At 67.2% G+C, this 14,909-nt stretch carries 14 protein-coding genes; all 14 read right to left on the bottom strand.

The window, feature by feature from the left end; translation table 11 throughout:
* Positions 1-43 precede the first annotated feature (43 nt).
* Entirely contained in the window at positions 44-1,039 is a 996-nt protein-coding gene (locus tag BLW05_RS29945; protein WP_093167546.1) for a lysylphosphatidylglycerol synthase domain-containing protein, read from the bottom strand.
* Positions 1,039-2,277, bottom strand: coding sequence for a cardiolipin synthase ClsB (clsB, locus tag BLW05_RS29950; RefSeq protein ID WP_093167548.1), 1,239 nt, complete (start codon positions 2,275-2,277; stop codon positions 1,039-1,041). Before clsB ends, BLW05_RS29945 begins: the two co-directional genes overlap by 1 nt.
* Positions 2,274-3,032 carry an endonuclease/exonuclease/phosphatase family protein gene (locus tag BLW05_RS29955; RefSeq protein ID WP_093167550.1) on the bottom strand — a complete coding sequence of 253 codons (759 nt, stop codon included), beginning with the start codon at positions 3,030-3,032 and terminating at the stop codon, positions 2,274-2,276. The genes clsB and BLW05_RS29955 overlap by 4 nt, the downstream gene beginning before the upstream one ends.
* Positions 3,033-3,173: 141 nt before the next feature.
* Positions 3,174-3,716, bottom strand: a complete 543-nt coding sequence (locus tag BLW05_RS29960) for a Spy/CpxP family protein refolding chaperone (protein ID WP_093167552.1) — start codon at positions 3,714-3,716, stop codon at positions 3,174-3,176.
* Positions 3,717-3,849: 133 nt separating this feature from the next.
* A complete protein-coding gene (locus BLW05_RS29965; protein WP_093167554.1) occupies positions 3,850-4,746 on the bottom strand; it encodes a pirin family protein in 897 nt (298 codons plus the stop codon).
* A gap of 55 nt (positions 4,747-4,801) precedes the next feature.
* Complete coding sequence (locus tag BLW05_RS29970; RefSeq protein ID WP_093167556.1) at positions 4,802-5,536, bottom strand: aspartate/glutamate racemase family protein; 735 nt, start codon at positions 5,534-5,536, stop codon at positions 4,802-4,804.
* Between the two features lie 13 nt (positions 5,537-5,549).
* Entirely contained in the window at positions 5,550-6,440 is an 891-nt protein-coding gene (locus BLW05_RS29975; RefSeq protein ID WP_093167558.1) for an ABC transporter permease, read from the bottom strand.
* Between the two features lie 2 nt (positions 6,441-6,442).
* On the bottom strand, positions 6,443-7,363 hold the full coding sequence (locus BLW05_RS29980; RefSeq protein WP_093167560.1) for an ABC transporter permease: 921 nt from the start codon (positions 7,361-7,363) through the stop codon (positions 6,443-6,445).
* Positions 7,364-7,378: 15 nt separating this feature from the next.
* Positions 7,379-8,650: an ABC transporter substrate-binding protein gene (locus BLW05_RS29985; RefSeq protein WP_093167563.1), complete on the bottom strand. Its 1,272-nt coding sequence runs from the start codon at positions 8,648-8,650 to the stop codon at positions 7,379-7,381.
* Positions 8,651-8,725: 75 nt separating this feature from the next.
* Complete coding sequence (locus BLW05_RS29990) at positions 8,726-9,838, bottom strand: ABC transporter ATP-binding protein (RefSeq protein ID WP_093167564.1); 1,113 nt, start codon at positions 9,836-9,838, stop codon at positions 8,726-8,728.
* Between the two features lie 71 nt (positions 9,839-9,909).
* Positions 9,910-11,184, bottom strand: a complete 1,275-nt coding sequence (locus BLW05_RS29995; RefSeq protein ID WP_256330557.1) for a biosynthetic peptidoglycan transglycosylase — start codon at positions 11,182-11,184, stop codon at positions 9,910-9,912.
* Positions 11,185-11,191: 7 nt separating this feature from the next.
* Complete coding sequence (locus BLW05_RS30000) at positions 11,192-11,761, bottom strand: hypothetical protein (RefSeq protein ID WP_093167566.1); 570 nt, start codon at positions 11,759-11,761, stop codon at positions 11,192-11,194.
* Positions 11,762-11,825: 64 nt separating this feature from the next.
* Complete coding sequence (xrtQ, locus tag BLW05_RS30005; protein WP_093167568.1) at positions 11,826-12,704, bottom strand: exosortase Q; 879 nt, start codon at positions 12,702-12,704, stop codon at positions 11,826-11,828.
* 10 nt (positions 12,705-12,714) lie between these two features.
* Positions 12,715-14,793, bottom strand: a complete 2,079-nt coding sequence (locus tag BLW05_RS30010; RefSeq protein WP_093167571.1) for a VIT and vWA domain-containing protein — start codon at positions 14,791-14,793, stop codon at positions 12,715-12,717.
* Positions 14,794-14,909 lie beyond the last annotated feature (116 nt).

Raw genomic sequence — 14,909 nt, forward strand, 5'->3', positions numbered from 1 at the left:
GCGGAAAAGACCGAAGGATGCGCCGGCTTGGCGTGCTCGGGACTCAGCCCGAAGACGTCGAAAGCATCCGCCGCACGCGCCGTGCGTGCATCTCCGCCACCACGTAGAACACCAGCGCCACGGCGAGCGGCAGCAGGTAGTAGAGCGCACGGTACGCAAGCAACGCCCCGAGGATCCGGGCCTCCGGCAGCCGGTGCGACAGCAGCGCGAGGAACACCGCCTCCAGCACGCCGAGCCCGCCCGGAACATGCGTGATGACGCCGGCCACCGCGGCCACGAGAAGCACCGACAGCACGGTGGTGTACTCCACCTGCCACTGGAGCAGGAACCAGAGAATCCCTCCGATCAGCGACCAGTTGGCGCTGGACAGCGCGAGCTGGAGCAGCGCGATTCGCAGCGGCGGCGTGTCCAGCTCATGGCCGCGGATGTTCCAGGTGTGCTCGCGCGCGACCGCGCACAGCGCGAGGTAGGCCACGCCGACCAGCATCAGCCCCGCGCCGAGGATGCGCAGCCCGCCGCCGTCGATTCGCCAGTCCGGCGGCAAGGTCATCGGCGCGAAGCAGGCGGCCGCGCCGGCCACCATGAAGTAGCCGAACCAGTTGGTGAGCATGCTGAAACCCAGCACCCGCGTGATCGTGTTCGGCCCCAGGCCGAGCCGCGAGTACAGCCGGTAGCGGAAAGCCACGCCGCCGATCAGCGATCCGAAGTTCAGGTTGAACGCGTAGCTGATGAAGGTGATGCCCATCACCGGCACGGTGCCGAGATCGTGGTGGGTCATGCGGCGGCCGAAAAGGTCGTAGGTGCTGTAGAGAAGATGGCTCAGGAAGGCCAGCACCGCTGCCGCGAGCAGCATCGGCAACGGAATCGCGCGCACCGATGCCAGCACGGTCCACCAGTCGATGTGGCGCGCCTGCCGCCAGATCAGCGCCACGACGCCCGCGAAGAAGACCCAGGCGGCAATCCGCTTGACGTGCTCCCAGTTGGTCGATCCGACCGATTCCTCGGGCGCCCCGGCGCCGGCTGCCGGTGGGCTGGCCATCACGCCACGTCCGTCTGCGTGGGGCCGCCGCGCGAGCCCTGCTTGCCGAGCGGTTCGAGGCGCGGCACATGGCGCGGCAACCATCCGACCCATGCCGGATACCAGCGCAGCAGGTGGAAGACGAAGAAGCTGCGCACCAGCCGCCACGCACTCCATTCCGTGAGATCCGATGTATGCACCTGCTTGCAACTGTTCTGCATGAGGTCGTGCAGCTTATCCCAGAGCGCCTGGTTGAACGCCCGGCTACGCACGACCACATTCGCCTCGAGGTTCAGCGACAGGCTCAGCGGGTCGAGATTGCTCGAACCCACGGTGCTCCACTGATCGTCCGCCAGCGCCACCTTGCCGTGCAGCGGCCGGTCGACGTATTCGTGGATGCAGACGCCCGCGTGCAGCAGGTGGTGGTAGAGCATGCTCGCCGCGACCTTGACGAAAGGCATGTCGGGCTCGCCCTGCAGGATCAGGTGCACCGCGACGCCGCGACGCGCTGCGCGGCGCATTTCCTTGATCAGTCGATAGCCCGGGAAAAAGTAGGCATTGGCGATCACGATGCGTTCGCGCGCGCTGCGGATGGCGGCGCGGTAGTGCCGCTCGATGTCGTTGGTGTGGTGCCGGTTGTCGCGCGTCACGAACAGCACCTCGGCCGTGCCTTCCGGTTCCGGCAGTCCATGACCGGTCACCTTGACCCGCCGCCGGAACCAGCTCGCGCCCTTGCCGCCGAGTGCGATCTCCCTCAGCACGAAATGATGGATCTCCCCGACGATCGGCCCCCGCAGCGCCACCGCATAGTCCTGCTTCGCCATCGGCCCGAAGTCGAGCAGGTGATCCGCCGAGAAATTGATGCCGCCGACGAACGCCACGGCGCCATCGACCACCACGATCTTGCGGTGCATGCGGCGAAAGTAATTGAGGCGCTGCCCGAAGATCCGCCTGCCTGGATCGAACACCCTGACCCGGATGCCCACCGAAGTGAGGCTTTCGATGAACTCCGGCGAGAGCGCCGGCGAGCCGAAGCCATCGATCATCACATCGACCTTGACGCCCCGGAGCGCCGCGTCGCGCAACGCAGCCTGCAACGCCTGGCCGACCTTGTCCTCGAAGAGGATGAAGGTCTCGACGACGACCTCGCGCCGGGCATTGCGGATGGCCTCGAAGACGCGCGGGAAGTACTGCTCGCCGTTCTCGAGCAGCTCGACCTGGTTGCCGCCGACCCAGCGCGACCCGTTCGACGCGCTCACAGCTCGATCTCCGCCACCAGGGGCGCGTGGTCCGACAGATGCGACCACGGCCTGCGCGGCAGCACCACGGGCGCATGCACAGCCGCGTTGCGCACGTAGATGCGATCCAGCGGCAGCACCGGAAAGCGCGCCGGGAACGTCCTGGCCGCACTGCCGTGGGCACGCACGAAGACCTCGTGCAGCGCCGCGCCTTGTTCGAGGATCGCGTGCGCCTTGCCGCGCCAGTCGTTGAAGTCGCCCGCGACGATCAGCGGCGCATCCGCCGGTACCTCGTCGCGCACGATGTGGCAAAGCAGCTCCAGCTGCTGCTGCCGATGGTTTTCGGCCAGTCCGAGGTGCGTGCAGATCACGTGCACGTCGACAGGCCGCGCAGGCAGCCGCAGCACGCAATGCAGCAGGCCGCGCTTTTCGGGACCGACCACCGAGACGTCGTGGTTGCGGTAGTGGATGATCGGAAACTTCGACAGCACCGCATTGCCATGGTGGCCCTTCGGATACACCGCGTTGCGGCCATAGGCGAACTGCGGCCACATGGTGTCGGCGAGGAATTCGTAGTGCGGCGCCTCGGGCCAGTTGTCGATCTTGCGCGAATGCCGCGAGTGCGTGCCGAGCACCTCCTGCAGGAACACCACGTCCGCGCCCACGGTGCGCACCGCTTCCCGCAGCTCCGGAAGGATGAACCTGCGATTCAGCGCCGTGAAGCCCTTGTGGGTATTCACGGTCATCACCTTCAGCGACGTCGGCTGGGCCGTCATGGCTTCCGCGGGGGACGAGAGCTTCACGGACTCAGTTGTAAGACATGCGGCTCGGTCGGGCTGTAGGAGCGGGCCGGGAGAAGGTAGAAAAGCCCGCGGCGCTTGCGCGTCGCGGGCTTTTCGCTCGGGCTGCTGAACGGTTCAGTTCTTGGCAGGTGCTGCCGGATGATGATGGCGGGGACCACCATGTTCGTCCGGGCCGAAGCGGCGCATCGATTCGGCGTCGAACGTCTTCTGCTGGTCAGGGGTCAGGCCGGCGTAGAAGGTGCGGGTCGCATCGGCGCGCTGGGTGAACATGGCGCTGCGTTCGGCGCGGTGCTTTTCCATGAGGTCGAGGCGTTGCGGCGTCGTCAGCTTGGCGAGCTCGTCGCGATTCATGCGCGCACCGGGGGGCGGCGCCGGCGGCAGCTGCTGGGCTTGTGCAAACGTGTTCCATGCGCCTTCCTGCGCCGGCGTGAGCTTGAGCTTTTCCTTGAGCGCGGCGAGATGCTGCGCATGGCGTTGCTTCATTTGCTCGAAGCGCTGTGCGCGGTCTTCCCGTCCGCGCGGACCCTTGGCCGGCGCTTGCGCGGCGGACGGGTCCTGGGCCGCGGGCGCGGCAGCCGGTGCCTGCGCGAAGGCGCCCGAGGCGACCGTGGCAGCCAGCAATCCGGCACAGAGAAGGCTTTTGCGAGACGTGATCATGAGAGTGCTTCCTTTCGAAGAAGCCTGCCGCCGATGGGCAGCAGGTGAAGGAAAGTGTGGCGGCCGCATGTGTCCCGAGCGTGAGCCCAGGGTGAGCGCGCGTAAAGATAGATGAAGGCGTGCCGCGGCCCGGTCAGCCGAACTTGCCGCGCTGGAAGTCCTGCACCGCCTGCATCAACTGCTCGCGGGTGTTCATGACGAAGGGGCCGTACTGCGCGATCGGCTCGCGCAGCGGCTTGCCGGCGATCAGGAGCGCTCGCGCCGGGCTGTGGTTGGTGCCCGGTGCGTGCAGCAGCACGCCGTCGCTGCCGGGCTCGTTGGCCATGATCGCCATGCGCTTGGTCGGGATCTCGCTGTTGCCGATGAAGACCGATTCCCGGAACACGTAGATCAGCGCGTTGCGATCGTCGGGCAGCGGCTGGGCGAACTCGGCGCCGGGGGGAAGGGTGATGTCGAGGTAGAGCGGCTCGGTGCGCTCGCGCTTCATCGCGCCCGCGACGCCATGGCTCTCCCCGGCGATCACACGCACATGCACGCCTGCGGGCGTGGCGAACTCCGGGATCTCCTCGCTCTGGATGTCGCGATACCAGGGTTCGCGCATCTTGTCCTTGGCAGGCAGGTTGAGCCAGAGCTGGAAGCCTTCCATCAGCCCCTCTTCCTGTTCCGGCAGCTCGCTGTGGACCAGGCCCCGCCCCGCGGTCATCCACTGCACGCCGCCATTGGACAGCAGGCCTTCGTGGCCGTGGCTGTCGCGATGGCGCATGCGGCCCGAGATCATGTAGGTCACGGTTTCGAAGCCGCGATGCGGATGGCTCGGAAAGCCGCCGATGTAGTCGCCGGGGTTGTCGCTCCCGAAGGCGTCGAGCATCAGGTAGGGGTCGAGCCGCTCCTGCAGCGTGTGCTGGAGCACGCGCGTGAGCTTGACGCCGTCGCCGTCGCTGGTGGAGACGCCCGCGACGATCTGCTCGACCGGTCGTGGGCGGGCGAGCGAAGCGGCCTGGACGTTGTGGGGGTGGTGCGGGCTGGTCATCGGGGCATGGTGGCACGGTCCGGACGACCGCACTGGCGGTGGGGGCGGCGAGGGATCAGCCGAAGGATTCGAGTTCCCACGAGACGCTCTGCCAGGCAACGCCGAAGCCCGCCGCGGCCTTCGCGCCCGAGGCAGGCGTCCCGACCGCCGCCACGGCCCACTCGGCACCGGCATCCACGCTGTCGATCAGCGGTACCGGCACCGTGCCGCCAATCTCGGCCGCGATGCCGGCGAGCCCCGCACCGCCGAGGACGACAGCCTGCGCGCCGAAGCGTTGCACGGCGTCGCGGCAGGCCTGCGCGAGCAGCGATCGCGCGCCATCCGGATCGGCCGCCAGCTGGGCACCGGTCGGCGCCACGGTGTGGATGCCTGCGAGCGACGCCGAATAACCGAGCGACCACGCCAGCCGTTCGAGCATCGGCCGCCAGGCCTCGCCGCCGGTGACCACCGCGAAGCGGCCCCGGCGCGAGCCGGCGAGGAATGACGCCTCTGCCAGCCCACCCACCGCGACGCCTGCACCTTCGCGCAGCGCGAAGAGGCCCGGGTCGCCGAAGCAGCCGATCAGCACGGCGTCGGGCCGCTCGCCATTGGCATGCGCAGCGGCCCATGCGTCCAGCGTTGCGTGCTGCGCGACCGCGTAGCTGGCTTCGCTCGATATGTAGGGCGCGCCGAATCGCGCGGTGACCGTGCGAACTACGTCCGCCCCGCCGACCGCTGCGCTCACGCGGCGTTGCAGCAGATCGCTGACCGATGTCGAGGTGTTCGGATTGATGACCAGCAGCCGCGCCATGCCTGTCGCCGCATCAATGCCGCCGCGCGGAACGTCTGCGCAGCAAGGCCGCCGCACCGAGCGCGATGGCCATCACTGCGAACGACACCACCGTCGTGACCGTGCCGAGCGCATAGATGGCCGGCGTAGTGACGGTCGAGGTCAGGCCCTGGAGTTCGAGCGGCAGGGTGTTGACGTCGCCGATCGCTTGCGACGTGCGCGCGATCTCGTCCCAACTCAGCGTGAAGCCGAACATGCCGATGCCCACCACCGAGGGCCCGATCAGCGGCAGCACCACATGCAAGAAGCTCTGCCAAGGCGTCGCGCCCAGATCGCGGGCAGCTTCCTCGTAGGCCGGGTTGAAGCGGTTGAACACCGCGAACATGATCAGGAGCCCGAAGGGCAGCGTCCACGTGAGATGCGCGCCGAGTGCCGAGGTCAGCAGGCCCAGCGCGGTGCCGTAGTTCTCCAGCGTGCTGGTGGCATCGAGCGCGGTGAGCGCGCCCTTGATGCCGCTGTCGAGCAGACGAAACTGCAGCCCGATGCCGAGCGACACGATGATCGACGGCATGATGAGGCTCGCAATGGTGATGAAGAAGAGCGCATTGCCGCCCTTGAGTTTCTTGCGGAACGCCAGCCCTGCGAGCACCGAGAGCACCACGGTGAACAGCATCACAACCGCGCCGAGCAGCATCGAACGGCGGAACGCCGCGCCGATGTCCACCGTGCCGAGCCCTTCGGCGAGCTTGTGGAACCAGTGCAGCGACACGCCGCGCAGCGGAAAGGTGAGCCCGCCCTCCGGGCCCTGGAAGCTGAGCACGAAGATCGTGATCATCGGGCCGTAGAGAAACAACACGAACAGCGCGAACACCACTGCCAGTGGCCAGAAGCCGCGACTTCTCTCTTCACCGATCCGGTTGCTCACGCTCACAGCTCCTTGCGGATATCGACGAGCCGGGTGAGCGCCCAGATGATCATCAGCACCACCGCAAGCAGGATCATCGCGTTCGCCGCCGCGAGCGGGAACTGCAGGTACGAGGTCTGCACCTGGATGATCTTGCCGACCGAGGCGATCTGCTGGCCGCCCATCACGCCGATGGTGACGAAGTCACCCATCACGATGGTGATGACGAAGATCGAGCCGATCAGGATGCCGGTGCGCGAGAGCGGAACGATCACATTCCACAGCGTCTGCCAGCCCGAGGCGCCGGAGTCGCTCGCGGCTTCGAGCAGCGAGCGGTCGATGCGCATCATCGAATTGAAGATCGGCACGATCATGAACATCGTGTAGAGGTGCACGAAGGCGAGAACCACCGAGAAGTCCGAGAAGAGCAGCCACTCGATCGGCGAGTCGACCACACCGAGCCACATCAGGCCCTGGTTGACCAATCCATTGCGCCCCAGCAGCGGCACCCACGAGATCATGCGGATCACGTTCGAGGTCCAGAAGGGCACGGTGCACAGCACGAAGAGCAGCGTCTGCATCGCGGACGAGCGCACGTGGAATGCGAGGAAGTACGCCACCGCGAAGCCGATCAGCAGCGTGATGGCCCACACCATCACGCAGAACTTCAGCGTGCTGAGATAGGTGGACAGCGTGACGCAGAAGTCGCCGTTGTCCGTGAGATGCGAGCACCCTTCGAAGATGCTCAGGTAGTTGCGCAGCGACAGCGCGGGGATGAGTTCGTACTCGTTGAAGTTCCACAGGCTGACCATCGCGATCAGCACCAGCGGAACGATGAAGAACAGCAGGAACACCAGCGCGAACGGCGCCGCCTGCCACCACGCCTTGATCGTGCGTGTGGGCGAGGAGGCGGCGGCCGAGGCCGCGGTCGCGATGGCGCTCATGGCATCAGGAAACGATCAGGCGGCGACGAATTCGTTCCACTTGCGGACCATGTACTCGTTCTCGTCCATGACGGCGTTCCAGCATGCGATGCCGCCCATGCGCTGCTCGTAGCTGCCACCGTCGCGCACCGCGCCGGCCTTGGCGATCACGTCGCCCTGCGGGCTCTTGATGTCCTTCTCGGCGGGCTTGCCTTCCATCCAGTAGGCCCACTCGTAGGGTTCCATCTTGGCCTTGGCCGTTTCGAGTACCGCGCTGTAGTAGCCCTGGCGGTTGAGGTACGCGCCGGCCCAGCCGTCGAGGAACCAGTTGATGAACTCGTAGGCGCCGTCGAGCTTGCGGCCCGAGAGCGTCGCGGGCAGCCCGAAACCCGAGGCCCAGGCGCGATAGCCTTCCTTCAGCGGCTGGAACACGCAGTCGATGCCTTTGCTGCGCACCGCAGTGACCGCCGGCGACCACATCGACTGGATCACCACCTCGCCCGAGGCCATGAGGTTGACCGACTCGTTGAAGTCCTTCCACAGCGCGCGGAACTGGCCGGCCTTCTTCGCTTCGATCAGCGTCTTGATCGTGAGGTCGATCTCGGCCTTGGTCATGTTGCCCTTGTCGGCGTACTTGTGCAGGCCCTTGGACTCGACCACCATCGCCGCGTCCATGATGCCGATCGACGGGATGTTCAGGATCGCCGCCTTGCCCTTGAACTCGGGATTGAGCAGCTCGGCCCACGAACCGATCGGACGCTTGATCAGGTCGGGACGAATGCCGAGCGTGTCGGCGTTGTAGGTGGTCGGAATCAGCGACATGAACTGCGTCGGCGACTTCGCGAACGCCTTGCTCTTCTCGCCTTCGAGGTAGATCACCTTGATCGGCGCCGTGCCCTGGTCGCCAACCTTCTTGCCGGCGACTTCGCCTTTGGTGAAGAGCGTGGTGATCTTGTCCGCGTTCTTCACGCGCTTGGTGTCGATGCCCTTGAGGTTGCCGGTGGGCACGATCTTCTTCAGCGAGAAGTACTCGGTGTCGATGAGGTCGAAGCTGTTCGGCGCGGTGACCGCGCGCTTGGTCACGTCGTCGGTGGTCACCGCCACGTACTGGATCTCGATCCCGGTGTCGGCCTTGAACTTCTCGGCGATCGCCTTGTCCTGGTTGACCGCGGTGCCGAGGTAGCGCAGCACGATCTTTTCCTGCGCATGGATCGCAGGGAACGCGCCCGCCGCAAGAATGCCCGCGGTGCCCTTCAGCAGCGTGCGGCGCTGCACATCGGTGGAAGAGATTTCAGTTTTTTTGGACATGGTGGGTCTCCGGAGAGCCAGTGGTGGTGAAGAAAAGGGGAAACACGGCCGCCGCAGCGCGACGCACGAAGCGGATCACGCGGCCATCGCCGCGAGGGCCGCCATCGGCGCCGGCCGGGAAGCCGCCGAGCCGTTGCCCGGATCGCCAGGCCGGGTGGCGCCGGGGCCGAGCGCACGCGCGTCGGTTTCGGACCAGCTCAGGCGCACGCTGTCGCCGACCTCGTAGGGGCGCCCCACGAAGGTCTGCTCGGACAGCAGCACCGAGACGCCGCTTCGCTCCGGGCGCTCGTCGATCAGGCGCAGGCCGATCAGAACGTAGGTGCCCTGGTATTCGATGTCGGTCACGTGCGCCGGGACGCCCATGTCGCCCGCCTCGCCCGTGGCTGGTGCGATGCGCATGTGGTCGTTGCGCACGGCAACGAGCCCGTCGTTCATCGCGAACACGTTGTGGCCACCCATGAAGCGCGCGACGAACTCGCTGGACGGATGGTTGTAGACCTGGTGCGGCGAGCCCACCTGTTCGATCAGGCCGTGGTTCATCACCACCATGGTGTCGGCGAGCGCCATCGCCTCTTCCTGCGAGTGCGTGACGTGAATGAAGGTGAGGCCCAGTTCCTTCTGCCAGCGCCGCAGTTCCGCGCGCATCTGGATGCGGAGGAACGGATCGAGCGCAGAGAGCGGTTCGTCGAGCAGCAGCACCCGCGGTTCGGTGATGAGTGCCCGCGCGAGCGCCACGCGCTGCTGCTGGCCGCCCGAGAGTTCGGCCGGCTTGCGTTCGGCGAGGTGGCCCATCGCGACGCGCTCCAGCAGGTTCTTCGCGCGGCGATGACGCTCGGACTTGGCAACGCCCTTCATCTTCAGGCTGAAGGCGACGTTGTCCAGCGCCGAGAGATGCGGAAAGAGCGCGAAGCTCTGGAACATCATCGCAGTGCCGCGCGCGGCCGCCGGCAGGTTGGTGATGTTCCGGTTGTCCAGCAGGATGTCGCCGGCGGACACCGACTCATGCCCCGCGACCATGCGCAGCGTGGTGCTCTTGCCGCAGCCGGAAGGGCCGAGGAGGCAGCAGTAGCTGCCGCTGGCGATCCGCAGGTCGATCTGGTCGACCGCGGGCGGTGCACCCGCGGCATAGCGCTTGGTCAGCGCGACGATTTCAACGGCTGCGGGCGGTGGGGCGGTGACGGCATCCATCGATGCTGGCACCGCAAGACATGTGCCAGCGGATCGGCGCCGTCATGCGCCGTCTTGGTGCGCGGCGCGAACTAGGGCGCGGCGAACTTCGCCGCCTGCACGCTCTTGAGCAGGGCATCGCGCTGGGCCTTGGTGATGCCGCGCACGCCGTCGGCGACCTTGGTCGCCCGCTCGACGTTGATATTGCCGTCCTGCTGCCACTTGCGCACCGCCAGCGCCGGATTGGTCAGCATGGATGCGAGCCAGACCGCCTGCACCGGCTCGAGGTTGCGCGCCGAGCGCTTGAAATAGGTGCGCGCCGCAGTCTCCGCGCCGCAGATGCGTGCACCCCATGGCGCGTTGTCGAGGTAGAGCTGAAGGATGCGCGCCTTGCCCAGCGTCTGCTCCATCTCGACCGCGTAGAGCAGCTCGCGCAGCTTGCGGTCGGCGTTCTGTTCGCCACCGGTCACCAGGATCTTGGCGAGTTGCTGGCTGATGGTGCTGCCGCCGCGCTCGGTGCGCGAGGCCTTCTGGTTGGCCTCGAGCGATGCCGCGAGTTCGGTCAGGTCGTAGCCGGGGTGGTTGAAAAAGCGCTGGTCCTCGGCCGAGATCACCGAGCGGGCGAGCCAGCTTTCGCTGCCGAGGCGGCTCGCGGGGCCGCAGCTCGTGCGTGCGTTGGCGATCGCCTCGGTGCCCAGGCCGTCGACGGTGAAGCCTTCGATCTGCGGCGTCAGCGAATAAGTGCCGCCCGGCAGCGCCACGTGCGCGCGCAGGCCCATCGTGCCGCCGATGCGCGCGCGCTTGAGCTCGGGCAGGTCGGGCGCGAGCACCGCGTACCAGTGGGCGATCGGCGCGCTGTCGGCGCGGATGTCGAGCTGCAGGTTCTTCTGCGTGAGCCGGCCGTCCCAGCGCCCGCGCAGCACCACGTCGCCGGTGCCTTCGGTCGTCACCGCGCCCGGCGCCGAGGCTTCGAGCAGGCCGCTGAGCGTGCCCGCATCGCGCCGCACCGTCGCCTTGAGGCGATCGACGCGGATCGGCGTCTTGCCCAGCGAAGGCACCGTGGCACTGCACGGCGCGCATTGCAGCTCGAGCGTGCCGGTGGGTTCGTTCCAGCCGAACTGCACCGCGCCAAAGCCGGTCTCGACGGTGCGGCCCGCGATCCATGGCGCGAACCATGACGAGGTGGCGAGCCGGATGGCGGTCGGCACACCGACGTCGACCGAGACAGGGCCGACCTTGAGCCGCGCAGGCCATTCGTCAGGTCCGGGCGCGAGCGCCAGCCGCAGGATCAGGTACGCGGCAATGGCTGCCGTCAGCACCAGCGCCAGGGTCGCGAAAAGCAGGTAAAGCAGGGCCTTCTTCAGCAAATCTCTCTCACTCGATAGTTCTCGCCGACGTGACAGCTTGCCAGGGGCCCCTCGACCGGCCGGTGGCTGCTGCCCAGTACCAGGCTGAAGTGTCGGTGAAAGCGGCACCCTCGGCATCGACGATGCGCTCGCAGACGCGCATTTTCTGCACGCCATGTCGTTCGGCGACGAAGCAGCGCCACAGTCGGGCGTGAACGTCCTGCTCCAGACGCGCCTGCGCGATGCCGTAGCCGAGCGCGCGGTAGCAATCGGTGGCCGGATGCAGCATGCGGGTGGGCGCGTCGACGCGGCGCATCACGAGCATCTGGCGGCCATCGGTCATGCGCGCGATCGCGCCGGGAAAGCGGTCGGCGAAGCGGTGTTCCACCTCGCTGAGCGCCAGTGGGCGCAGTGGCGTGCCTTCCCATTCGCTGGGCCATTCCTGGAAGGTTGCAGTCGCGGACGATGGCGCATCGCCCTGGAGTGCCGAGGCCGCCGACCAGAGCATGCACACCAGCATGGACGACGCGAAGACCGCCTTGTGCGCGATGCGGTTGATGAAGCGATTGGCAAACCAGCGTTCAAGAAAGGCCCCCACGCTCGGCACTCCGTGTCCTCGCTGCCCCCCGGGGGGGTGTCTTTTGCCTTGGGGCGGCCCGGCGTCAAAAGGCTGTATCGACACGACGACCTCCTGCGGATGTGACCATCACCCATGCGATGCCGCCGCACACCCCTGCGAGCACTGCGAGCCCGAAGCCGTCGTGCAACCGGGCCGGCGGTGCATGCCCTGCGGCTTCGAGCGCCACCAGCACGCTGTTGCGCACGATGTTTCCGGCGAGCACCATCAGCCCGACCGCCGGCAGGCGCGCGAGAAAGCTGCCGCCATCACGGTCCGACCACAGCGCGACCACGCAGGCGGTGAAGTAGCCGAACCACGCCATCTGCACGCCGGAGCAGGGCGCATCGACGATCACGCGTTGGCCATCGACCAGGAGGCTGCTGCCCTCGCGCGCCACGCTGAAGCCCGTCATCAGCAGCCAACGACTGGCTTCGGCGGTGATGACGCGCAGCGGATAGCCCGCGTAGAACTGCAAGGACGACAGGAGCGGCAATGCCAGCATCGCAAGCAGCGCCACGGGCAAGCCCGCGACGCGCCTGGGCAGGAAGGCGAGCAGCCCGCAAGCCATCGCCAGCACCGCGACGAGCGCTGCAGCGAGCGGCGGCAACGATGGCAGAGGGCCCGCCCCGGTCCGAAGCAGTTGTGCGCTCAACGTGCCGAAGGTAGCGATCGCGAGCCAGCCGAGGCGCGGCGCGGGCCGCAGCTCGCTTCGAAAGCACCACACCAGCACGGCAAGCGCGGCCAGGGCGAGCAAACCCAGCGGATCGTCGGAACCGTCATGCATGCGGCGCGCCATCCAGATCCAGTGCGGCGTCAGTGCACCCGCCTGCAGCGCGAGCCAGCCGGCGGCCGGCGCGCGATCGAGGCGGATGCCCCAGTCGATGACACGCGGATGGGTTTGAGCGAGTACGGCAAGCGACATGTCCTGCTCCTCAGGCCGTGAATCGGCGCGGGTCATTGCGACGCGCACGGCGGCGCAGCATCGCGAGCATCGAGATCACCACTGCGATCGCACCGAGCGTTTCGGGCTCGGGCGTGCTCGGCACTTCGGTGCCGAAGCTCTGGCCAACTGCAAGTTCGCTCACGCCCTTGGGCAGCGGCACCGGCTGGTCGACCCCGACGCTGCTCTGCGCCGCGACGTTGCGCACCACCTTGTCCACCGCGATGAAGCTCGTGTATTGCGTGAGCAGGCTGTAGCGCAGGCCGAGACCGGTGATGCGCTTGCGCAAGTCATCGCCGCCCTCCAGCGCTTCCTGGTTGGCCAGGCTCGCGATGCGATGACGTGCCCACAGGCTGCGCAGCGCGGCCGCGTCCTTGCGCGTGTGCGGGTCGATCTTCAGTTCCTGGCGGTACGGACCGCTGGCGCTGCGGCCCTCGATGACCATGCGACCCTTGGCTTCGCCGCGCCACTTGCCGAACACGATCACCGGACGCTCGCCGAGCACGTCGGGCAATGCGGCAGGTTCGACGTCGTAGACATCCAGCCCTTCGAAGCGCGCCTTCACGCTGGTGAGCACCGGCGATTCGATCATGCGGCGGAAGCGCGCCGCCTGCTCGGGCGCCTGCACCGGGTCAGTGACGACGAAAGGCTCGCCCATGCCGGCGCGTGCCAGCCCTTCCATCAGGTGCCGGTTGACCGACGAACCGATGCCGAAGGCAAACAGATTGGCTTTCGACAGGTTCTTGCGCACCAGTTCGAAGGCTTCGCGCTCCACCGTGACGTAGCCGTCGGTCACCACCACGATGGTGCGCGAGACGTCATCGGCCTTCGGTTCGGCGTAGGCGCGCTTCAAGGCGGGGATCAGCTCCGTGCTGCCGCTGCCGCTGTAGTTCTGGATGGTGGCGAGCGCCTGCTCGATGTTGGCGCGCGTCGCAGGCACCGAGTGCGGCGAGAGCATCCGGTTGCTGCCCGAGAACAGCAGCACGTTGAAGCTGTCGCTGGGACGCAATCCCCCGATGAGCCGCTCCAGAGTGGCCTTCGCGGTGTCCAGCGGAAACCCGTGCATCGATCCCGAGATGTCGACCACGAAAATGTAGTCGCGCGGCGAGATGAGGTTCGCAGGCACCGACTTCGGCGGCTCGACCATCGCGAGGAAGAAGTTCTCGGCGCTTTCTCCCTGACTGCCGTGGCCTTCGTAGAGCATCAGCCCAGATTCGATGCGCTCGCCGGCGAGCCGCCAGTCGAGCACGAAGTCCCGGTTGTCGGCCGGGCCGGTGCCGCGTGCGAGCGTGATGTCGGCGTGCTCGTCGCCGTCACGGCGCTGCACGCCGATGTCGTGCGTGAGCGAACGCACTTCCTTGATGCCCAGCGGCGTGTCGAGTGCAACCTTCAGCTTGAAGCGGGTGTTCGGCTCGATGCCCGCACGCAGGATGGGCTGCGCGACCCAGCGCGCTTGTGCGTTCTCCGATTGCGGGCTGTTGTAGCGCGGGCCCACCACCGTCGGGAAGACGAACTGGTAGTTGCCGCCCTGCGGCACGAGCAGTTCGGTGTAGCGCAGCTCGACCTTCACATCGTCGCCCGGCAGGATGTTCGCGACATTCATCTGGAATACGTTCGGCAGGTGCTGCTCGAGCAAAGCGGCCGTCTTGCCTTCCTTTTTCGCGGTGTCGTATTCGATGCGCGCCTGTTCCTTCTCGCGGATCTGCGCGGTGATGAGGCGATCTGCGAGGCGCACATTGAGGCCGCTCACCGCCGCCTTCGTGGAGCCGGGGAACACGTAGCGGGCCTCGATCGGACGCTTGCCTTCGTTGCGGTAGGTCTGCGTGACGGTCACGTCCGCGATCACGCCGGAGATCTTCACGTCGACCTCGGTGTCCTTGAGCGGCAGGCGGTCGACTTCCGGGTCGTCGCTCTTCACGAAGAAGTACGGGCTCTCGGCCTTCAGGCGCGGGCCCGGCGCCTCTTGCTGCGCATGCACCGGCCGCGCGAGCAGCAAGGCGAAGCAGGTGGTGGCGAGGCTCAGCGTGCCGAGCCAGAGCCAGCGGCCGGGGCGGGGTATGGAAGCTTCCATGACGTTGGTCCTTGTCCCTCGATGGGTGTCGTGCAACGGTGCACGCAAGCAATGTCGAGGGGGACCGCGAAGCCAGTTGGAAGCCTGTTTGAAGCCGCCGGCGCTGTGTGAAGTCT

Source organism: Variovorax sp. YR216, assembly GCF_900107745.1.
GTDB lineage: Bacteria > Pseudomonadota > Gammaproteobacteria > Burkholderiales > Burkholderiaceae_C > Variovorax.